The organism is Chelatococcus sp. YT9 (assembly GCF_018398315.1).
Taxonomy (GTDB): Bacteria; Pseudomonadota; Alphaproteobacteria; order Rhizobiales; family Beijerinckiaceae; genus Chelatococcus.
In genome coordinates this window covers 1,604,334-1,626,573 of sequence record NZ_JAHBRW010000001.1, presented here as the reverse complement: position 1 = coordinate 1,626,573, position 22,240 = coordinate 1,604,334, and the positions used below count along the sequence as shown (strand labels likewise).

Here is a 22,240-nt window from a genome sequence, read left to right as displayed (position 1 = left end):
TGCCATCGGGAACCGTGGCTTGCTCAACAAGTGCCCTTGCGAAAGCGCTGGCGAGACGGCATTGTGCCTGCCCACCCGTTGGGCGGGCCGGTTTCTTTCCAGCCTGTTTTGCACGGGACATTGCGTTAGAGAGAAACGGAACGTTCGATGAAGGTCACCGTCGAACGGGCGACGCTTTTGAAGTCGCTCGGTCATGTCCATCGCGTCGTCGAGCGGCGCACAACGATTCCGATCCTGTCCAACGTCCTTTTGAAGGGCGTGGCCGGTCAATTGAGCCTGAAGGCAACCGATCTTGACCTCGAGGTGACGGAAACGCTTCCTGCCGATGTCGAAATCGAAGGCGCCATTACGGTCCCGGCCCACGTGATCTACGACATCGTGCGAAAGCTGCCGGACGGCGCGCAAGTTTCGCTCGAGACGACCGGCGACGGGACACAGATGCTGATCCGAGCCGGGCGCTCGCGTTTCAACCTGCAGGCTCTGCCGGAAAGCGATTTTCCAGATCTCGCAGCGGGCGACCTTCCCCACCGCTTCAGCCTGCCAGGAATCGAATTGAAGCGCCTCATCGACAAATCGCAGTTCGCGATTTCGACGGAGGAGACGCGCTATTATCTCAACGGCATCTTCATCCACACGATCGAGGCGGAGCCCGGAACAACCGTGCTCCGCGCCGTCGCGACAGACGGCCATCGGCTAGCGCGGGTCGATGTGCCAGCGCCCGCCGGATCAGTCGGCATGCCCGGAGTGATCCTGCCGCGCAAGGCCGTTGCCGAGATTCAGAAGCTGCTCGACGGCCTGGAAGCTGAGATTACGGTCGAGCTGTCGCCCGCCAAGGTGCGGCTGACGATCGGCGCCGTGGTTCTGACGTCGAAGCTGATCGACGGGACTTTCCCGGACTATCAGCGGGTGATCCCGGCCAACAATGACAAGCAGCTCGTCGTCGATCGCGATGTGTTCAGCGCGGCGGTGGATCGGGTATCGACCATTTCGTCCGAACGCGGGCGTGCAGTGAAGCTCGCCCTCAGCGACGGCCGCATGGTTCTTTCGGTCACCAACCCGGATTCGGGCAGCGCAACCGAGGAGCTGGAGGTCGACTATGAGGCGGGCGGCCTCGATATCGGCTTCAATGCCCGCTATCTCCTCGATATCACGAGCCAGCTCGACGGGGATACGGCCCTGTTCAAGCTGGCCGACGCCGGCTCGCCCACGCTCGTGCAGGATCGCGAGGGCGCATCGGCACTGTACGTGCTGATGCCCATGCGGGTCTGACCGGCGAGGGCACAACACTGCCTTAAGGGTCGGAACGGCCTTGCGCGAATGATGTTCCTGTAGTCGGAGCGTTGCGCTTTCAGCTGGATCAGACATTCTGGCGGCGAGATGCCGGCCGCGAAGCGATTGACACATGTGGCCGCTGGCTGGCGACATGTGGACACAGCGGAGCGGTGGTTCTCTCGAACCCCGCTACTAGTAACCAGGCAAAATGCGGGGACGCGACGATTCAGGAGCTCGCGACAGCTCCGCGCGTGAAGCGCCTCATGCTTGCGGATTTCCGCAGCTATGCAGACCTCCATCTTGACGTTGGCGAGGCGCCGCTGGTTGCGCTCGTCGGCGACAACGGCGCGGGCAAGACCAATCTTATCGAGGCGCTGTCGCTATTCACGCCGGGGCGTGGGTTGCGCAGGGCAGACTTCGGCGAACTCGCGCGCCTTGGTGGGCGCGGGGGCTTCGCCGTGTCCGCGATCCTGGCATCAGCCTTTGATGAGATACGCCTCGGGATCGGCAGTGAACCGAGCGCAGATGGCAGCTCCGGCCGTAAGTGCCGGGTCGATGGAACCGCCGTGGCGTCCGCATCGGCCTTCGCGGACTATATCCGGGTCGTGTGGCTGACGCCGGCTTTCGACGGACTATTTTCCGGTGCTGCCGGCGATCGCCGTCGTTTCCTGGATCGGCTCGTTCTGGCTGTCGACGCCGGCCACGGCACACGCGTCAATGCATTCGAGAAGGCCATGCGCGGCCGCAACCGGCTTCTAGCCGAGGATGCCCCCCATCGTGCCTGGCTCGACGCGGTGGAACGGGAGTTGGCAGAGCTTGGTGTCGCCGTTGCCGCGGCGCGGGCAGAAACGGTGGCACGGCTCGCCGCGCTAATCGAAGCGACCCGCAATGATGCCTCACCGTTTCCCTCGGCCGAGCTGCGGCTGGACGGTGAGATCGAGGCGATGGTCAACGCGACAGCGGCCGTCGAGGTCGAGGATTACTATCGCCGTCTGCTGCATGACGGCCGAGGGCGTGACAAGGCGGCCGGCCGCACGCTCACGGGGCCGCAGACAAGCGAACTCGTCGTTCATCATCGGGGCAAGGGGATGCCCGCCAGCCAATGCTCGACCGGCGAGCAAAAGGCGCTGCTGATCGGGCTCGTGCTCGCCCATGCCCGGCTTGTCGCGACCATGAGCGGGATCGCACCACTGGTGCTGATGGATGAGGTCGCGGCCCATCTCGATCCACGCCGACGCGCCGCACTCTACGAGGAACTCCGGACGTTGGGATCTCAAGTCTGGATGACGGGCGCCGATCCTGCGCTCTTCACTGACCTGCCGGAGGGCTCAGCACGCTTCCTGGTAACAGGGGGTGCGGTAACACCTTATGGCACAAGCCCAATTTGATCGCCCGCCGGCGGCTGGGCGCGTGGATCGCTATCTTCGCGCAGCGCGCCATTTCTGATATGAGCAACAACAACGTTTTCGCTGTTCAACGCCCTATCATGAGAAGCTGAGACAATGTCCGGCCTTGACCTGATAAGCCTCGCCGTCTTCGCCAGCGTGCTCGCCGCGGCGGGCGCATCGCCCGGGCCGGCGGTCGCCGCCATTCTGGCGCGCGTGCTTGCGCGCGGAGCGGCAGGCGTCGCTCCCTTTCTAGCCGGCCTTATTGTCGGGGACGTCATCTGGCTGGCGGCCGCGGTGCTCGGTCTCGCCGTGGTCGCCCAGACATTCCATGGGCTCTTCCTCATGATCCGATATCTCGGCGCGGCCTACCTGCTTTGGTTGGCGTGGAAGCTCTGGTTCGCACCGGTTTCGGCCGTTCCTGGAACCAGCGCTGAAGCGGGTCGCGGTGAGCGGGGCGTGCGCGCTTTCATCGGCGGTCTCATGCTCACGCTGGGCAACCCGAAAACCATGATGTTCTACCTCGCGCTGCTGCCCAACATCATCAATCTGGCGGATGTTCGCCTTCTGGCCTTCGTCGAGCTTGCCGGCGTCATCGTCGCTGTATTGACCGGCGTGTTCACCGGCTATGTGCTTCTGGCGACGCGCGTTCGCCGGCTCTTCACCTCCCCGCGCGCCATGCGTTGGCTCAATCGGGGCAGTGGGACCGTGATGGCCGGCGCAGCCGTTGCGGTGGCAACGCGATAAAGCCGCATTCTCAAGGGAAAAGTGCCCGCGCGGGCGTGAAATCTCACGCCCGAATGATTAGATTTATGCTGTCGAATCAAAGGCTGCGGCTCGATCGCAGCAATCCTTACCGATATCGGATTGGACCCATCCATGGCTGAACCCGCCCGCGACGTGAACGAAGAGTCCTATGGCGCCGATTCCATCAAGGTGCTCAAGGGCCTCGATGCCGTCCGCAAGCGCCCGGGCATGTATATCGGCGATACCGACGATGGCTCCGGCCTCCACCACATGGTGTACGAGGTCGTGGACAACGCGATCGACGAGGCGCTCGCCGGTCATGCGACGCAGGTCACCGTGACGCTGAATGCCGACGGCTCCGTCACCGTATCCGATAACGGCCGCGGGATCCCGACTGACATTCACCCCGGCGAGGGCATTTCAGCGGCCGAGGTCATCATGACCCAGCTGCATGCGGGCGGGAAGTTCGACCAGAATTCCTACAAGGTCTCCGGCGGCCTGCATGGCGTTGGCGTATCCGTGGTCAACGCACTGTCGACCTGGCTGAAGGTGCGCATCTGGCGCGGCGGCAAGGAGCATTTCGTCGAGTTTCGGCATGGCAACGTGGTAGCGCCGCTCGCCGTCGTCGGTGAAGCCCCGGTGGACAAGCGCGGCACGGAAGTCTCCTTCCTCGCCTCGCCCGAAACCTTCAGCATGGTGGAATACGACTACGCCACCCTGGAGCATCGCCTGCGTGAACTGGCGTTCCTGAACTCCGGCGTGCGCATTATCCTGACGGACAATCGCCATGCCGAGCGCAAGGTCGAGGAGCTGTTCTACGAGGGGGGCGTCGAGGCCTTCGTCCACTATCTAGACCGCACCAAATCGTCCCTTCTCGACAAGCCAATCGTGATTCGCGGGGAGCGCGACGGCGTCGGCGTCGAGGTGGCTCTCTGGTGGAACGACAGCTACCACGAGAATGTGCTCGTCTTCACGAACAATATCCCCCAGCGGGACGGCGGAACCCATCTTGCCGGCTTCCGAGGCGCCCTCACGCGCCAGATCACCGGCTATGCCGAAAGCTCGGGCCTCTCCAAGAAAGAGAAGGTCGGCCTGACCGGTGACGATTGCCGCGAGGGTCTGACAGCCGTTGTTTCCGTGAAGGTACCGGACCCGAAGTTCTCGTCCCAGACCAAGGACAAGCTCGTGTCGTCGGAGGTCCGGCCGGCGGTCGAGGGCGTCGTCAACGAGGCGCTCGCGATCTGGCTCGAGGAGAACCCCTCCGATGCCAAGACCGTGGTCGGTAAGGTGGTGGAAGCGGCGGCCGCGCGCGAAGCCGCCCGCAAGGCGCGTGAGTTGACCCGGCGCAAGGGCGCGCTCGATATTGCCTCGCTCCCCGGCAAGCTTGCCGACTGTCAGGAGCGCGATCCGGCCAAGGCGGAACTCTTCATCGTCGAGGGTGACTCGGCCGGTGGATCCGCCAAACAGGGCCGCAACCGGGAATATCAGGCCGTGCTGCCGCTGCGTGGCAAGATCCTCAATGTCGAGCGCGCGCGCTTCGACAAGATGCTGTCCTCGGAGCAGATCGGCACGCTGATCACCGCCCTCGGGACCGGCATCGGCCGCGAGGATTTCAATGCCGACAAGCTGCGCTACCACAAGATCATCATCATGACGGACGCGGACGTGGACGGCAGCCACATCCGCACGTTGCTGCTCACCTTCTTCTTCCGGCAGATGCCGGAGCTGATCGAGCGCGGGCATATCTTCATCGCCCAGCCGCCCCTCTATAAGGTCACCCGCGGCAAGTCGCAGCAGTATCTCAAGGACGAGCGTGCGCTGGAAGACTATCTCCTTGAGGGTGGGCTCGACGGAGCCCTGCTGCGTTTCGCCAACGGCGAGGAGCGAGCAGGGCTCGACCTGAGGGCTCTCGTCGATGAGTCGCGGCTCGTGCGGCATGTCCTCAGCAACCTCCACACCCGCTATGACCGCGCCGTCGTGGAGCAAGCTGCCATCGCCGGTGCGCTGCGCCCGCAGGTGGCTGAAGAGCCTGAGACCGCGAATGAGGCCGCCGCTTACATCGCGCGCCGTCTCGACGCTCTTGCAGAGGAAACGGAACGTGGCTGGGAAGGCCGCGCCGAAGCGGGCGGCTTCGTCTTCAGCCGGGTCGTTCGCGGCGTCAAGCAGGTGGCGAGCCTCGATGCCGCGCTGCTCGCCTCGTCCGAGGCCCGGAAGCTCGACGAGCATGCAGCCAGCCTGCAGACCTACGCGCGCCCCTCGAAGCTCATCCGCCGCAACGAGGAAATCGCCGTGGACGGGCCGGTCAGCCTGTTCAACGCGGTGGCGACCACGGGCCGCAAGGGCATTCAGCTGCAGCGCTACAAGGGGCTCGGCGAGATGAATCCGGACCAGCTCTGGTCCACCACGCTCGACCGCGATGTGCGCTCCCTGCTGCAGGTGAAGATCAAGGAAGTCACCGACGCGGACGATATCTTCGTCAAGCTGATGGGAGATACGGTGGAGCCGCGCCGTGAGTTCATCCAGGCGAACGCCCTGAACGTGGCGAACCTCGACGTCTGAGGCCGTTCCCCAAGCGCGATCGGCATCGGCAGCCGCATACCGGCATCCGGCCGAGCGAGAGCGAGGCGACGCTTCCAGATCCCGGGCCGTCGCTTCGCGGCTTCCAGGCTGACATGTCTGAAAGCCCGCGCTGCCCCCCTTTATGAAAGGGTGGCCTCGCACCAGCGAGGGGGTGGGGCACGAGGAAGAGACGATGCTCTTCTGGCCAGCATCTGTTGGCTATTTGGTCGGATCAGCGTGAGGTGAACCCCACCCGGCGCCTGCGGCGGCGCCCTCTCCGGAGGCGACGGATGGACGCGTCGCGGCTGACTTGATAGCGCCGCGTATCGCCGCAAACCGAAAGCCTTGAAGGGCGCTCCGTTCTAGCGGTCACTCGGCCGCCGGAAGGCGAGCACCTTGTCAGTATAAGTTTCGACCACAACGCTGAAGGGCGTGCCGTCAGGTACGCTCAGCACTGCTTCATGCCGTATGACCTCGGTGGGAACGGCGAGAGGGCCCGTGGCCGGCGTCCGAACCTGTCGGCTCGACATTTCCCACCCGTCCGGGAGCGGCGTCCATAACAAGCGTGCTGAAAGCGTCCGCCGCCGGAACTGAAGCGCTTGCACCGCACGTCCGAAAGCTGTGTCGGTTTCGTCCAACAGCCGGTTCATCTCCGGCGTGAGCCGGGCTGGCACATACCAATTGTCCGCTTCCGATAGTACGAAGTCGCCGCAGACAAGCTGAACGCGCCGATAGCGCACGGGTTCTTCTTCCGCCACCGCGAGCGTCTGTCTGATTGCCGCCGTCGGCGCCTTGTCGGCACCGCGCACCAGCCGCGCCACCACGCGTACCGGTGAGGCGAGCTGGTGCCGCGCGCACCAGCGCTCCAAGGTGAGGGTAGCGCTTGGGTTGCTAAGGAGTTCGGCGTTGAGGGTCTGCAGCAGCGCCAGCGCCTCCAGGCGGCCAACGAAATCATCCTGCCAGGCGAACAGGCGTGGCGGTGGGGCACTATCGGCCTGAACTGGACCGGCCGCGAGAACGAGAGCGACACCAGCTCCTACGGCGCTGCCGACGGCTGTCACTTTGACTGCGGTCTCAAAGGAGCCCTTGACGGCGCATTTGGCCGTTACCTTCGCGGTCTTCTTCGCAACATGTCCCGCGGCAGCCATCGCCTGGAGCAGCATGCGGGATTTCGCCCCTGGCCGTCGAAGCATATCGGAACGCCTCACAGGTAGAACAACAACGTCACCAGCAGAAATACCGGAATGAGAATGCCGCCCGACCACAGCATATAGCCAAAGAAGCTCGGCATCTTGACGCCGCGGTGGCGAGCGATGGCATAGACCATGAAATTCGGCGCGTTGCCGATATAGCTGTTGGCCCCCATGAAAACGGCGCCGGCCGAGATCGCTGTCAAGATCAGCGCCCCCTCGCGCATGAGGTGCTGGGCATCCCCGCCCGCCAGCTCGAAGAAGACGAGATAGGTAGGCGCGTTATCGAGGAAGGAGGACAGAATGCCGGTCAGCCAGAAATAGGCGACCGGCACAGGTTCTCCCGCAGGGCCGGTCACGAGGTTGACCAGCGGCGCAAATGCGCCGGAGGAGCCCGCCCTGAGCATGGCCATAACCGGGATCATGCAGGTGAAAATCGCGGCGAAGAGCTTGGCGACCTCAAGGATCGGGCCCCAGCTGAATCCATTGGCTTGCCGGATACCTTGCCGGGTCAGGGCCAGCGAGGCCAGCGCCACCAGCACGAACACGATATCACGCAGCACGTTCTGCAACTCGACCCGCGCACCGGGGAGATCGAAGGCTATGCCCGGCTTCCAGGTCGCGCTGACGAGAACGGCGGCGATGATCACACCGATCAGGACGAAATTCGCCAACCCTTCGACCCCAAGACGGCTCTCGGGGGTCGGATCGCGCAGACGGGGGCCGATTTCCTCCCGTTTGTAGAGGCGCCAATCCAGGAGGAAGAAGCCCCCCAGGAGGATCCCCACGACGAGCAGCGTCTGAGGGAGGAGGTGCTGCGTGGTCCAGAAAAAATCCACGCCGCGTAGAAAACCCAGAAACAGCGGCGGGTCACCAAGCGGCGTCAGCGAACCGCCGATATTCGCCACGAGGAAGATGAAGAACACGACCACATGGGCATTGTGCCGGCGATCGTCGTTGGCGCGCAGCAGCGGACGGATGAGCACCATGGCGGCGCCCGTCGTGCCGATGATGCTGGCGAGACCCGCCCCGATGGCAAGGATGGCGGTGTTCGTCGCGGGACTGCCGCGCAGGTTGCCGCGCACCAGGATGCCGCCGGCGCAGGTGAAGAGCGCGAAGAGAAGCGCGATGAACGGCACATATTCCAGAAGCGCCGTATGCATGAGCGCCTCGAAGGCAACATCCGCACCCTCGAGGAGCGCGAGCGGGAGAGCCGTTAAAATACCCCAGATCAGGGCGATCTTGCCATAATGATGCTCCCAAACATGGGCAAAAAACAGCGGTCCGAGCGCGATCGACAAGAGGATCCCGACAAAGGGCGTGGCCCAAAGCAGCGCCAGAGAAGAGCCATCGAGTTCAGCCGCCGCGGCTGGGAACGCGCTGGCCAGGAAGGCGGTGGCGCTCGCTGCGATGATACTGCCCTTTTTCAAGGCGCCCCCTTGTGCTGGTTGCTGTTGGATGCCGGCTTGCCGCAAGCTTGGCGGCTACTCTGGTTAAGGCTTTCGTGAGACGCTGGCAATGACAGCGTGATTCGCGATCACGGGAGCCCGCAGGACAGTGCCGCACGTGGCGGCCCGCGCCTGTCGTCGTTTTCGTTCGGCCGCGCGAGGCGCGAGAGGGTCCGTTGGAATGTGCCGCTTTCTTGCTTACCACGGTGAACCGGTGCTGCTGGAGGATCTGATCTGCGCCTCCGACCATTCCCTCATCCACCAGTCGTTGCATGCCCTGGAATGCAAGACGGAAACCAACGGCGATGGCTTCGGGCTGGGCTGGTATGGCGAGCGGCCCATCCCCGGTATCTTCCGCGATCTCCGACCGGCCTGGTCCGACGAGAACCTGCGCTCGCTCTGCGCGCAGGTGCGCTCGCCTCTCTTCTTCGCGCATGTGCGAGCAGCGACCGGCACAGCGACGAGCCGGGCCAACTGCCACCCGTTTTCCTATGGCCCATGGCTGTTCATGCATAATGGCCAGATTGGTGACTATGTCCGCATCAAGCGCCAGCTCGAGGCCGTCCTTCCCGACAGCCTCTATGACATGCGCCAGGGAACGACCGATTCCGAGGTTCTGTTCCTGCTGACGCTGGCGCGTGTCGAGGCTGGCATGGCGCCGGATGACGCACTCGCCGATATGCTCGCTCTCGTGAAGAACACCATGCTCGCGGCTGGCATCACAGCGCCGCTGCGTTTTACCGCCACGCTTTCGAACGGGGAGACCACGTGGGCGGTTCGCACGGCATGCGATGACTATCCCCCCAGTCTTTATATGCTCACCCGGCCACGGGCGGTCATTTTCGCCTCCGAACCCCTGGAAATGCGCCGCGACGGCTGGCAGGCCCTGCCTCCCCACTCAATTGCCGTCGTGCAGCATGGCAGGGAGGCGACGGTCACACCCTTCTCGGTACGTGCGCCTTCACTTAACGCGGCCTGAACTCCGACGGTGTAGAACCTCTGCTATACGGTTGGCCGTGTGTTGCGCGGCAGCACGGATGCGCGCGAGAGCCGGCGCCACAATACGCGATTGGGCCAGGGGCGCGTCCTCCGCAGTGTCGCCGACGATGAGGGCGATCGCCGTCACGACGCCATCCCGCACGCTGCGGGCGATCAGGGTGATATTGCCGATATCGAGCCGATCGCCTTCGCGCACGCCTTCCTCGAAGGTGTCGGCGAACATCGCGCCCAATGTCAGACCTTGCAAGCTCTCGTCCGGCTCGACGCCATAGGCGCTGGCGAGATCGGCGAACTTGATGTCCGGCGAGAAGGTGAACACGGCCGTCAAAGCACGGCTCTGGTGGCCCTCGAATGCGGCGAACAGGCGGTCCAGCCGGCGGATACGATCTGGTGGGACCAGGAAATAGCCGTAATCACCGACGCTGAGCACGCCTGCCTCCTCCGGCGTGAGCACAGAATCGTTGCGCACGATCAAGACCGCTCGCGCCCAGGACGGCAGAGTGCCACGCTGGATAACGGGACTGTCGGCGAGAAGCGGATAGCCAACCATCTCCAAGTCGACCTTGCCCGGCAGATCAATCTCGACGCGGCTGATCTCCGGAGCCGGATCGGCCAGGGCAACCCCCGTGTGCCGCGCCACGAAGGCCACGCTCCAGCCCTGCACCAGCAACGAGACCAGCACCACGAAGAAGGCCACGTTGAAATAGAGCTCGGCGTCAGGCACCTGCGTCAGCTGGGGGATGGCAGCGAGGAAGATTGATACGGCGCCACGCAGACCGACCCATGAGACGAAGGTCTTTTCCTGGCGGCTGAAGCGGAAGGGTGTCAGGCAGAGCCAGACCGCCACGGGACGACCAACCAGCATGAGAAAAGCTGCGACGGCAAGGGCCGGCAACGCATGCGCCATCAGCCTCTCGGGGGAGACGAGCAGGCCGAGGACGAGAAACATGATGATTTGGCAGAGCCACGTCGCCGCATCATGGAAGCTCAGGATCGAGGCGAAGGCCCTCACGGGACGGTTGCCGACGACGAGGCCGGCGAGATAGACGGCGATGAAGCCCGAACCATCGAGAATGCCAGCGAGTCCGTAGATCATCACGGCGAGCGAGATGACGAACAGCGGATGGAGGCCAGCCGGCAGAGTGACCCGATTGATGAGCCAGGCGATGGCGAGCCCCCCGCCTATGCCAAGGCCACCACCGATCAAGCATTGGCGCATCAGATGCAGCGGGATGTTGGCGATCTCCGAATCAAGCCCGGCATGTCCCTGCGCGCCTATGAGGGTAACGAGCAGTACCACCAGGAAGACGGCGACCGGATCGTTGGTCGCCGATTCGACCTCGATGGTGGCGTTCACCCGGCGCTTGAGCTGCAGACCTCGCGCCCGCATGAGAAAGAACACGGCCGCGGCATCGGTGGATGCAACGATCGAGCCTGTCAGAAATCCTTGCAGATAATCCAGGTTGAGGAGTGGCATGGCCACGAGGCCGGTGAGCCCGGCGGTGATGACGACACCAACCGTGGCAAGCAGCACCGCCGGGGCAGCACCGCCACGGACGCTGGCCAGCCGGGTGCGGAGCCCACCATCGAAGAGGATGATGGCCAGCGCCAGGGAGCCAATGAGATACATGGCCCGGTAGTCGTCGAAAAGGATGCCGCCCGGCCCTGCTTCGCCCGCCACCATGCCGATCAGAATGAACACCAGGAGCAAGGGCGCGCCGAAACGGGAGGCCATCAGGCTGGACAGAATGCCGATGGCCACAAGCCCGGCGCCGCCGAAGAGCAGCGAGTTGACGAAAACGATCGTGTTCATTCGGCCCTGCACTCCGGGCCGGACGGACTAGGATGCAGCCATATGTCGACTCGGGAGTGACATGCTGCGGCACCGAAAGGCCTCGTGCAAGCAGCAAGGTCACACCGCGCCAAGAAACTTCATCATCACCCGTCATTCAGGGTAACAGCCCCTTAATCTGCCACATTTACGATGCCTTTCGTGGATTGTCGGAAATGCGAGGTGGAATTCATGCGCTATGCGCGGGGACTCCTTGCATGCGCCGGCGGACGAGCCGATAGGAGCCATGCGCCTGGTCAACGGCGGGGACAATGGCAGCGACCGTGCCGCGGCCCGGAAGCGCCGGTATCAATGCTCGAGGACAGGACATGCGGGACTTCGACCGCCGCGGGCATGACCCGGATGACGAGGCGGCCTTTTACCACGATCAACGCTCACGGGCGCCGGAGATGCGGCGCCGACAGGGGCCGCGCGGGAGCGCCCAGCCTAGCCAAGCGCGCGAAGAGCGTGTTTTCGCCGGCGACGCCGACATCGTGCTCTCGCCCCGCGACCGTGCGGGGGGATCATTCGGCGAACATGGCTTCAGCGGCCGCGCGTCGGGTGCGCGGGGTCGAAAGGGCGAGCCTGCGGCGAGGCCAGGCGAGCGCAGGGAGCCTTCTTTCACGTCTGATACTGGCTTCGCAGCCGCATCTCCTTTCGCGGGGGAGTCTGATTTCGACGTCACCATGACGAGCGACGACAGAGGTGCCGACCCCGGCAACGACAGCCGCACCGAGGATAGTATGATGGCAGCGTCCCCGCGTAAGAAGGGTGGATCTGGTGGCGGCAACGGCCGGGGCGGCCGTGGCGGCAGCGGTGCTGGAAAAGGGAGGAAGCGGCGCAAGCGTTCATTCCTCGGACGCGTCTTCGGCCTCTTCATCGTACTTGCGGTATGGTGCGTCGTTGGACTTGCCGGCGTCGTGGCCTATCACTTCGCGCAGTTGCCACCCATGTCGGAACTCACCGTTCCGAAGCGCCCTCCCAATGTTGCGATCATGGCGGCGGACGGCTCGCTGCTCGCCAACCGCGGCGACACCGGCGGCCAGACGATCGCCATCCACGACTTGCCGCCGTACCTGCCGATGGCCTTCCTTGCCATCGAGGACAGGCGCTTCTACAGCCATTTCGGCGTCGATCCGGTCGGCATTGCCCGCGCGGCCTTTCGCAATGTCACCAGCCGCGGTGTGGCGCAGGGCGGTTCCACCCTCACGCAGCAGCTCGCCAAGAACATGTTCCTGACGCAGGAACGCACCCTTTCGCGCAAGATCCAAGAGGCGATCCTCGCGCTTTGGCTGGAGCAGACCTACACCAAGGACCAAATTCTCGAGCTCTATCTCAACCGCGTCTATTTCGGTGCCGGAGCCTACGGCGTCGAGGCGGCCGCCCTGCGCTATTTCGGCAAGCACGCGAGCGAGGTCTCCCTCGCCGAAGCCGCCATGCTGGCGGGCCTCGTTCAGGCGCCATCGCGCCTTGCACCGAGCCGCAACCCGCAGGCTGCCCGCGCCCGGGCGGAAGTCGTGCTGGGTGCCATGGTCGACGCGGGCTTCATCACGGATAAGGCGGCCAAGGCGGCCGTGCTCGCCCCCGCCACGGCCGTGAAGGCGAAGGGCGCTGGCTCGGCCAATTATGCCGCCGACTATGTGATGGACGTGCTCGACGACTATGTCGGCAAGGTCGACATGGATATCGTCGTGGAGACGACGATCGATAATCGCCTGCAGGCGGCTGCCGAGCGCGCGCTGGTCGAGGAGCTTGACCAGAAGGGTGCCAAATACAAGGCGAGTCAGGGCGCTCTCGTGTCGCTCGCCACGGATGGCGCCATCCGTGCGCTGATCGGCGGACGGAATTATTCCGACAGCCAGTTCAACCGCGCGACCACGGCGAAGCGGCAGCCGGGCTCCTCGTTCAAGGCTTTCGTCTATCTCGCCGCGCTAGAAAACGGCCTCACGCCGGACACCGTGCGGGAGGACTCCCCTATCAATATACGCGGCTGGCAACCGGCGAACGCAAACCGGCGCTACAATGGACCGATCACGCTCGCCACGGCGCTCGCCTATTCCATCAACACGGTTGCTGTGAAGCTCGCGGTGGAAATGGGACCGCGGGCCGTCGTCCGCACCGCCCAGCGCCTGGGCATCACCTCATCGCTCCAGGCCAATCCATCGATCGCGCTTGGCACCTCGGAAGTCACGCCGATCGAGCTCGTCGCGGCCTTCGATGCCTTCGCCAACGGCGGCATCGGAGTCATCCCGTACGCGGTGAAGACCGTGAAATCCGCAGACGGCAAGGTGCTGTACAAGCGGACCGCCGTCGATCTCGGCCGGGTCATCGAGCCCGCGCAGCTCGGCATGATGAACGGCATGCTGCGGGAGGCCGTCACCATTGGCACCGCCAAGGGCGCCCAGCTCCCGGGCTGGGAAGTCGCCGGCAAGACAGGCACGTCACAGGATTACCGCGACGCCTGGTTCATCGGCTTCACGGGCAAGGGCGTTACCGGTGTGTGGATCGGCAACGACGACAACTCGCCGACCAGACGCGCCTCCGGCGGCAACCTGCCTGTCGAAGTCTGGAGTCGCTACATGAAGGTGGCCATTCAGGGTGAGAAGCCCGTGCCGCTGCCGGGCATCCGCTATCAGCCTGCCACGCCGAATTACCAGTCCATGGGCGGGGAGATCGCCGCGAACCAGGGCGTGACGGCCGAGGATGAAGTGACGCTGGTGCCGCCCGGCTCAGTGGGCGGCGACCGCCTGGCGGCCCAGCCGCAGCCGCGCCAGGCTCCACGCCAGCGCGGTCTGCTGGAGCAGCTGTTCGGCGGGTGAGACTTGCCGGACGCTTGAACCTGACGGTTCAATATGGGAGCCGCGGGCTGCGCCCCACCCCGATCCCTCCCTCGAAGGGAGGGCGGCCTCGCGCTAGCGAGGTCGGGTGGAGCTCACCCCAAACGCCAGACTATCACCTCAAGATGTCCCCACCCGGCGCCTGCGGCGCCGCCCTTCCCTTAATGGGGAAAGGGGGATGGGGGCATCTGCGCGCCGCCGTTAAGCCCGCCCGCCCTCGCCCAGGCGACGATTGAACGCATCGTTGAGACCGTCGCCGACGAGGTTTAGCGCAAGAACCGTCAGCGCAATGCAGAGGCCCGGCATCACGGTGGTCCACCAGGCAAGCCGCATGGCCGAGCGCGATGCTGCGATCATGTAGCCCCAGCTGATGAGGTTGGGATCGCCGAGGCCGAGGAAGCTCAAGGCCGATTCCGTCAGGATGGCATTGGCAACGAGGATCGAGCCGATAACAATGACTGGCGACAGGGCGTTTGGGGCAATTTCACGGGTGATGATATGGGTCGTCGAAAAGCCCTGCACCCGCGCCGCCTCAACGAATTCGGCCCTTCGCAGCACGAGAAACTCCGCCCGGACAATGCGCGCCACCTGCGGCCAGCTGATGAGCGCGATGCCGCAGATCGTGGCCGTGACGCTAGGACGCATCAAAGCGATCAGCACCATGAGCAGGATGAAGCTCGGGATGATCTGGAAGAACTCCGTGAAGCGCATGATCGCATCATCGATCCAGCGCCCGAAGTAACCGGCGAGCGCACCCAGCACCGCGCCGATGACGATGGCCAGCAAGGCCGAGAGAAGCCCAATGATCAGCGAGACGCGCGCGCCATAGGCAAGACCCGCCGCAACATTGCGACCCAGCATGTCGCTGCCCGCTATGAGGTTCGGCGAGCCGGGCGGCCTGAGTGGTGCTCCTGCTATGGACAGCGGGTTGCCGGGATAGATCACCGGAGCCAGCAGGGCGAAGGCCACGATGGCAAGAAAAGCGAAGAGGCCGATGACAGCCGTGCCATTGCGCAGAAAGCGGCGAAGAGCGCTCATTTGCCGAGCTCCATGCGCGGGTCGAGCACCACATAAAGAAGATCGGTCAGGAGATTGAACAACACCACGAGAACCGACGTGAAGATGAAGATGCCGATGAGCAGATTGTTGTCCCGAGCGATGAGCGCGTCATAGGCGAGCCGCCCGATCCCGGGCCATGAAAACACCGTTTCCACCAGAACCGTCCCGCCAACCAGCGCGCTCGTTTGCAAGCCCGCATAGGTCACGACGGGAATAAGCGCGTTGCGCAGCACGTGGCGCATGAACAGGCGCGTCTCGGAAATCCCCTTGGCGCGCGCTGTGCGGACAAAGTCGAGATTGACGACCTCGAGCATCGCAGCGCGCGTCAGCCGTGCATAGATGGCGGCGAAGAAGAGGCCAAGCGTCAGGGCCGGCAGCACGAGATGCCGGCTGATATCCAGCGCCCGCGCCATCGGCGCCGGGTCCCCGCCCATGGTCTCGATGCCGAAGGCCGGCAGCCAGCCGAGATGGACCGAGAACATCAGAACGAGGACGAGGCCGAGCCAATAGGAGGGCATGGCATAGAAGGCCATGAGAAAGACCCGCAGGATGCCGTCGACAAGTCGCCCGGCATATTTTGCGGATACCGCGCCGACGAAGATGCCGATGACGAGCGAGACGACGATGACGACACCCGCCAGAAGGAGCGTCGCAGGCAGACGCTCCATGATGAGATCGTAGACGGGTTGCCGCTTCTGATAGGAAAAGCCGAGATCGCCGACACTGACCTTGGCGAGGTAGATGCCGAACTGGGTGAGGACCGGCTTGTCGAGGCCAAACTCCTTTCGGAGATCAGCGACATATTGCGGGTCGCTGTAACCGGTCTCACCGGCGATCGCCATCGCCGCGTCGCCAGGGGCGAGCCGAACGAGGAAGAACGAGAGAAACACCACGCCAACGACAACCATCGCGGCTTGAACAACACGACGCGCGAGAAAGGCCGCTTTCGTGGACATTCTTTCTCCTTATGCGAAACACAAATGGGAAAAGCAGGCGCGGCCGACAGGCTGCCTGCAGAGACGATGGCAGCGGGAATCGTCACGAGACTATCCCGTCGGGAGCCAATCCGGCCTGGATGGGAGCCAGCTTGACCGAACATCTGGTGACATCCAAGCCGATCGCTTGCTCGTCTGTTCATGAATGAAGCAAGTCCGCACCAAGCGGACCTGCTCGAGAAAATGACCGGCGAGACTATGCGGGCTTGGCGGCGCCGAAGCCGTCGCAAGGGCCGTTCGGCCCCACCACCACATCCTTGAATTTCTTGGCGTGGAAGAGCGGCTTGCGGCGTTCATACATCCACAACATCGCGACGTCCTCGGTCAGGATCTTCTGCAGTTCGCTATAGGCGGCCTGCGCGTCCTCACGCTTGACGGCCGTGGCACCTTTCTGGAGAAGCTCATCGACCTTCGGATTCGAATAGCCTTGGGTATTCGTCTGCGGAACGCCCTTGCGGATATTGTTCGAGAGGAAGAAGCGCGACATGCCGATGGCGGGATCGCCGAACTGCCCGTAGCTGTTCCACATCACGTCGTAGTCCCAATCGCCGTTTCGCTTGTAAAATGTGGCGACGTCCGTCGACTGCAGCTCCACGTCGAGGCCGACATCCGCGAGGGCCTGTTTCGAATATTCGCCGGCCCGACGCCACGGACCATCCTGGTTCGGAAGCATCAGAACCGAGAACTTGTGGCGGACACCGCCCGCGCCGGGCTTCAGCCCCATGTCGTCGAGCAACGCCTTGGCCTTGTCAGGGGAATATTCGTATTGGGTCAGAACTTTGGGATCGTAGTAAGGAACGGTGGAGAAGATCGGGCTGTCCGCAACGCGGCCGAGGCCGAAATTCAGCTGATCCACCAGGAAGTTGCGATCCATGGCATGCATGATCGCTGCCCGGAAGCGACGGTCGTTGAATGGCGCCGTCCGCTGATTGATCTCCATCAGCGTGATCTCGCCGACCGCGTCATAGGCATTCTGCACCATCACGAGGCCGGGATTCTCGCGGAAGCGCGGCACGTCGATCGGGTCGAGATCATCGCCGAAGGCCATGTCGACCGCGCCTGTCTCTAACGCAACGGCACGCTGCTCAGCCGAGGCGATGATGCGGAAGTTCACTTCGTCGAGTCCGGGCTGGCCTTTGCGCCAGTAGTTATCATTGCGCACGAGCTTGATGAAATTGCCCTTAGACCATTGGGCGAACTTGAAGGGCCCAGTGCCGATCGGCGCTGTATTCGCGGGGTTGTTGCGATAATCCGTGCCTTCATAGATATGAGCCGGCATCATCGGCCCAGTCGACGCCATGAAGGCCAGAATAAAGGCGTTAAAGGGTTCCTTCAGCTTGAATACGACTTTGTGGTCACCCTCTGCCGTAATGGATTCACAACGATCCATCGCCGCCCGGCTGCGTGGATTGAGTTCACGCAGCATCTTCGCGCAGGTGAACACCACGTCTCGTGATGTGAAGGGTTTGCCGTCATGCCATTTGACATCCGGCTCCAGCTCGAAAGTATAGACGAGACCATCGGGCGAAATATCGAAGCTACGCGCAAGGTTAGGCTGTGGCTTCAGTTGCCAGTCGAACAGAAGAAGCGACTCGTTGATTGATCCACATACGGACTGGATGACGCTGGTATTGAGCAGAGCGTAGTTGAGGGTCGCCGGCTCCACATTGAGCATGGCATTCAACACGCCGCTGCGTGTCTGCGCGAACACCCACTCAGGATATCCACCCGCGGCCGCCAAGGTCGCCGCACCTCCCACGGACTGCAGAAACCCGCGCCGCGTCGTCGAAGAACGTCGTAACGTTTCCATGATCCAAGGTTCCCTCTGCTGCTCGGACCATCCAGGACGCCGCGGTTTTTGAGCATGCGCGGATGGACGCATTGCCCCGAAGCTAGGGACTGGCTCCGGTTCGTGTCAAGAACGCGGTGTTTCTTCACGCGAAACGCAAACCGAAAACCTTCGGTTTCAACCCGCCGCAGCTGAGGACGGTGCCGGCCTCGCTTCCGGAGCATAGCCGAGCGCCGTGGAAACCGCTGCCGCGGCCTTGCGCAGCATGGCCACCGCCTCCACCGTGATCTCGGTGCTCATGCGGCGCTCTGGCGCCGAGAGGCTGAGCGCCGCGACGGGGTAAGCATCCTCATCGAAGATCGGCACCCCGATGCACATGGAGCCATCCTCGTTCTCGCCGGTCTCGATCGCATAGCCACGGCGCCTGATGTCGGCGAGCTGCCTCGACAGGGCCATGCGGTCCGTGACGGTATTGATCGTCTTCAAATCCAGCGGCGTCGCCAGAAAGCTCTTGCGCTCGTCTTCGGGCAGAAAGGCGAGGATTGCCTTGCCGAGAGAGGTCGAGTGCATGGGATGGCGATCTCCCAAGCGAGCTTGCATCCGCAGAGCACGCTTGGCCTCCAGCATCTCGACATAAACCACGTGTCCCTCCGAGACGATGGCGAGATTGATCGTCTCGTTGAAGATGTCGAGCAGCCGCTGCATTTCCGGCAAAGCCAACGTCCTCAAGCCATGCAGGCTCTTGTCGATCCGAGCGAGACTGCGGAAACGGCCGCCCACGCCATAGCGATCCTTCTGCGCATCATGGCGCAGGAAGGAGGCGGCCGTCAGCGTTTGAAGGTAACGGAAGACGGTCGTCTTGGGCATCTTGAGTTCAGAGGCTACCTCGGTCAGCGAGACGTCGTGCCCCTTCTCGGCGACCAGCTCCAGCACCCTCAGCGCCTTGAAGACGGGCTGCACGATGTAATTGTTGGGCGTTGTTGGCATCGTCTTCGTCCTTGTCCGACAGAGCACATCTGCGATACCAGATTTTTCCGCGGGACGAAACCAATGTTCCTTTACAAGAAAATGGAGCTTTGGTCTGCTTGGCTTACGATGCACAACCGTGGGAAACGCCGATCGTGTCCGCCAGCTCATCTATCTCCCGTTCGCCCCTTTCGTTCGATGGTTCAGCCCGGCAGATCAAGGACAACATGCGATGGCTGCCCGGCGGTGTCAGCAGCAACTTCCGCCTCGGCATCGCGCCGACGCCGCTCGTCTTCGAGCGCGGCGAGGGGCCTTACCTGTTCGATATCGATGGCAACCGGCTGATCGACTATTACCTCGGCATGGGGCCGATGATCCTCGGCCACAGCCCCGCCGGCGTGCGCGATGCGGTGAAGGCACAAGCCGACAGGGGCATCCTCTTCGCCGGGCAGAGCGCGGTGGAAACAGAGGCCGCGCGGCGGGTCTGCGAAATGGTGCCCTGTGCCGAGCGCGTGCGCTTCGGCTCCTCCGGATCAGAAGCCGTGCAAGGCGCGCTCAGGCTGGCGCGGGCCGCAACCGGCCGCCGCATCATTCTCAAGTTCGAGGGCCACTATCACGGCTGGTTCGACAATATTCTGTGGTCGACAGCGCCGGCCCTCAACGCCGCGGGACCCGAGGATGCGCCTGTGCCGGTCGCAGGCAGCGTCGGCCAGGAGGCTGAGGCCGCCGGCGGTATCGAGGTGATGGCGTGGAATAATCTGGAGCGGCTCGAAGCGCGGCTCGCCAAGGGCGACGTGGCCGGCGTCATCATGGAAGCGGCCATGTGCAACGCCGGCGCCATTCACCCCGCATCAGGTTATCTCGAAGGCGTGCGCGAAGCCTGCACCCGGACAGGCACCATTCTGATCTTTGACGAGGTGATCACAGGTTTCCGCCTCTCGCCAGGCGGCGCCCAGAAGCGCTTCGGCGTAACCCCGGATCTCGCCACCTTCGGCAAGGCCATCGCCAACGGCTTCCCCGTGGCCGCACTGGCCGGCCGTGCCGACCTGCTCGACCTCTTCGCGACGGGCGGCGTCGTCCATGGCGGCACCTATAATGCGCAGTGCCTCTCGATGGCGGCTACCGTCGCGACGCTCAAGGCGCTGACACCGGAGCTGTTCGCCACGTTGGAAACCCGCGGCACCCGTCTGATGAACGGCATGCGCGATGCTCTCGCCGAAGCCGGCATACCGGCCTCGGTGGCTGGTTATCCGCAGGTGTTCCACGTGGCCCTCGGGCTGAGCGAGCCCGCACGCGACTATCGCGATCTCACCCGCGTCAATCGTCAGGCCTATGTGGCTTTCACCACGGCACTGCTGAAACGGGGCGTGCGTGCGCTGGAACGCGGGGCGTGGTTCCTCTCGAGCGAGCATGACGATGCCGTCATTGACGAAACACTCGCTGCCGTCGCCGGCGCCGCGCGTGAGGTCAAGAGCGAGATGAGCCTGTAACGGCACACTGAACGATGAGAGGGGAGAGGCCGATGGCGGGGAATGGCGCGGGCAAAAGAATAGCGGTCGGCTGCTTCATGCAGGAGACCAACACCTTCTCGCCAACCCCCACGACAGTGGCCGATTTCGAGGCGCACTATCTCAGACGCGGCGCAGATGTTCTCACGGGCTACGGCACCGCCCGCGTCGAGGTGCCGGGTTTTCTCAGCGTGCTCGCGGCGGCGGGTGCGACGCCGGTCCCCCTGCTCGCCACCCATGCAGCATCGAGCGGGGCACTGACCCGCGACACCTTCGAGGCTATCCTCGGGGAATTGTTGCAGCGCCTTCGTGACGCCGGTCCTCTCGACGGAATCCTCCTGGCGCTGCACGGCTCCATGGCCGTCGAGGACAATGGCGATGCCGAAGGCGAAATCCTGGAGCGCGTGCGCGCGGCGCATCCAGACCTGCCCATCGGGGTGTCGCTCGACCTGCACGGCCATATCACCGAACGCATGCTGCAGCCGAACGTCTTCCTCATCGGTTATCGGGAGTATCCCCATATCGACATGTTCGACACGGGGGTGCGGGTCGCTGACCTCATGATGGAGGTGCTCGCGGGGCGCCGCCGCCCGGTCATGGCCTTCGCAAAACGTCCTCTCCTGCTGAGCCCGGTGCGCTGCCGGACCGACGACGGCCCGCTGACAGCCATCGTCGCCGAAGCCCGCCGAGCGGAGGAGCGGGACGCCAATGTGCTGCACGCCTCGCTGTTCCCCGTTCAGCCTTGGCTCGACGTCCCGGATCTCGGCTTCGCGGCCCTCGTCTGCGCCGATGGCGACAGCGGGGCGGCGGCCGGCGCGGCCAACCACCTCGCCGATCTCGCCTGGGCGGCGCGCGGCGACTTCGAGCCGGATCTCATACCGATCGACGAAGTCATTCGCATCGGGCTGGGTTCGCCCGGGCTTACCGTCGTAGGCGATGGTGGCGACGCGCCGACCAGCGGGGCCCCCGCCGACGATCCCACCATCCTGAAACGGCTGCTGGCCCTCGGCGCCGACAAGGCCGAGCGCATGACTTATATCACGCTGCGCGATGCGCCCGCCGTGCAGAAAGCCTTCGCCGCCGGCCCCGGTGCCAAGGTGACGCTCTCGGTCGGCCATTCCCTGTCAGCGGGCGAGCCGGTCGAGATCACCGGCATCGTGCGCAGCCTCTCTGACGGGACCTATGTCATGCGCGATGCGGGTGCGGCGGGGCTGGAGACGCACCAGGGGCCAACCGCAGTGGTCCACATCGGCGCGATCAGGCTCGTGCTGCGCAGCCTCGGCGGTTTTGAATGGGACACCGGCGTCTATACGGCCTTCGGTCTCGACCTGCGCTATCCGGCGCTGGCTTTCGCCAAGTCGCCCTCGCATTTCCGCGTATCCTATGCCCCCTTCGCCGCGCGCATCCTCGCCGGCGACACCCCGGGCGCCAGCGCCTGCAACCTGCGCCGCCTCAAGCTCATGAATGTGACGCGTCCGCTGTATCCGCTCGACGATATGTAAGCGGATCGGCGAGCGGTCGGCCTCGTTCTCTGAGTTCCCATTTCCATGGATCCCCTTCCCGGCCTGCAGCGCGGCCCGCCGGGTATGGCACGCTGCATTGGCGACGCGCTGATCCCGCTGTGGGGAGGTGCGCCTCGGGCGCCCGGTGGTGGC

General features: G+C 64.1%; 15 protein-coding genes. 8 read left to right on the top strand and 7 right to left on the bottom strand.

Features of this window, described 5'->3' with window-relative positions:
• The first annotated feature begins 147 nt into the window (after nt 1-147).
• From dnaN to gyrB, 4 genes are all read left to right on the top strand, one after another.
• Nucleotides 148-1,269 carry a DNA polymerase III subunit beta gene (gene dnaN, locus KIO76_RS07305; RefSeq protein ID WP_213322223.1) on the top strand — a complete coding sequence of 374 codons (1,122 nt, stop codon included), beginning with the start codon at nt 148-150 and terminating at the stop codon, nt 1,267-1,269.
• Nucleotides 1,270-1,535: 266 nt separating this feature from the next.
• Nucleotides 1,536-2,660 carry a DNA replication/repair protein RecF gene (recF, locus tag KIO76_RS07300; protein WP_213322221.1) on the top strand — a complete coding sequence of 375 codons (1,125 nt, stop codon included), beginning with the start codon at nt 1,536-1,538 and terminating at the stop codon, nt 2,658-2,660.
• A gap of 114 nt (nt 2,661-2,774) precedes the next feature.
• Nucleotides 2,775-3,404: a LysE family translocator gene (locus KIO76_RS07295; RefSeq protein WP_213322219.1), complete on the top strand. Its 630-nt coding sequence runs from the start codon at nt 2,775-2,777 to the stop codon at nt 3,402-3,404.
• Between the two features lie 132 nt (nt 3,405-3,536).
• Entirely contained in the window at nt 3,537-5,963 is a 2,427-nt protein-coding gene (gene gyrB / locus KIO76_RS07290) for a DNA topoisomerase (ATP-hydrolyzing) subunit B (protein ID WP_213322217.1), read from the top strand.
• A 362-nt stretch (nt 5,964-6,325) separates the two neighbouring features.
• Here gyrB and KIO76_RS07285 read toward each other — a convergent pair whose 3' ends face one another.
• Nucleotides 6,326-7,126 carry a hypothetical protein gene (locus tag KIO76_RS07285; protein WP_249729526.1) on the bottom strand — a complete coding sequence of 267 codons (801 nt, stop codon included), beginning with the start codon at nt 7,124-7,126 and terminating at the stop codon, nt 6,326-6,328.
• Between the two features lie 41 nt (nt 7,127-7,167).
• Nucleotides 7,168-8,583 (bottom strand): sodium:proton antiporter, encoded by a 1,416-nt coding sequence (locus tag KIO76_RS07280; protein ID WP_249729525.1) that lies wholly within the window; start codon nt 8,581-8,583, stop codon nt 7,168-7,170.
• Between the two features lie 199 nt (nt 8,584-8,782).
• Between KIO76_RS07280 and KIO76_RS07275 the strand changes: the two genes are divergently transcribed.
• Entirely contained in the window at nt 8,783-9,580 is a 798-nt protein-coding gene (locus tag KIO76_RS07275; protein ID WP_213322216.1) for a class II glutamine amidotransferase, read from the top strand.
• Here KIO76_RS07275 and KIO76_RS07270 read toward each other — a convergent pair.
• The gene (locus tag KIO76_RS07270; RefSeq protein WP_213322215.1) at nt 9,563-11,413 is read right to left on the bottom strand and encodes a potassium/proton antiporter; all 1,851 of its coding nucleotides are present in this window, start codon (nt 11,411-11,413) and stop codon (nt 9,563-9,565) included. The two genes, KIO76_RS07275 and KIO76_RS07270, sit on opposite strands and share 18 nt — an antisense overlap.
• 347 nt (nt 11,414-11,760) lie before the next feature.
• On the opposite strand from KIO76_RS07270, the gene KIO76_RS07265 reads away from it, so the two are divergent.
• Nucleotides 11,761-14,250, top strand: a complete 2,490-nt coding sequence (locus tag KIO76_RS07265; protein WP_502761839.1) for a transglycosylase domain-containing protein — start codon at nt 11,761-11,763, stop codon at nt 14,248-14,250.
• A 219-nt stretch (nt 14,251-14,469) separates the two neighbouring features.
• Here KIO76_RS07265 and KIO76_RS07260 read toward each other — a convergent pair whose 3' ends face one another.
• The 4 genes from KIO76_RS07260 to KIO76_RS07245 all read right to left on the bottom strand — a co-directional run bounded on the left by KIO76_RS07260 (nt 14,470) and on the right by KIO76_RS07245 (nt 19,098).
• A complete protein-coding gene (locus tag KIO76_RS07260; protein ID WP_213322214.1) occupies nt 14,470-15,306 on the bottom strand; it encodes an ABC transporter permease in 837 nt (278 codons plus the stop codon).
• Nucleotides 15,303-16,283, bottom strand: coding sequence for an ABC transporter permease (locus KIO76_RS07255; RefSeq protein ID WP_213322213.1), 981 nt, complete (start codon nt 16,281-16,283; stop codon nt 15,303-15,305). The genes KIO76_RS07260 and KIO76_RS07255 overlap by 4 nt, the downstream gene beginning before the upstream one ends.
• A 235-nt stretch (nt 16,284-16,518) precedes the next feature.
• Nucleotides 16,519-18,132, bottom strand: coding sequence for an ABC transporter substrate-binding protein (locus tag KIO76_RS07250; RefSeq protein ID WP_213322212.1), 1,614 nt, complete (start codon nt 18,130-18,132; stop codon nt 16,519-16,521).
• Between the two features lie 156 nt (nt 18,133-18,288).
• Nucleotides 18,289-19,098, bottom strand: coding sequence for an IclR family transcriptional regulator (locus tag KIO76_RS07245; protein ID WP_213322210.1), 810 nt, complete (start codon nt 19,096-19,098; stop codon nt 18,289-18,291).
• 134 nt (nt 19,099-19,232) lie between these two features.
• On the opposite strand from KIO76_RS07245, the gene KIO76_RS07240 reads away from it, so the two are divergent.
• Together KIO76_RS07240 and KIO76_RS07235 are read left to right on the top strand one after the other, a co-directional pair.
• The gene (locus KIO76_RS07240) at nt 19,233-20,567 is read left to right on the top strand and encodes an aspartate aminotransferase family protein (RefSeq protein ID WP_291976099.1); all 1,335 of its coding nucleotides are present in this window, start codon (nt 19,233-19,235) and stop codon (nt 20,565-20,567) included.
• 32 nt (nt 20,568-20,599) lie between these two features.
• Nucleotides 20,600-22,087, top strand: coding sequence for a M81 family metallopeptidase (locus tag KIO76_RS07235; protein ID WP_213322208.1), 1,488 nt, complete (start codon nt 20,600-20,602; stop codon nt 22,085-22,087).
• Nucleotides 22,088-22,240 lie beyond the last annotated feature (153 nt).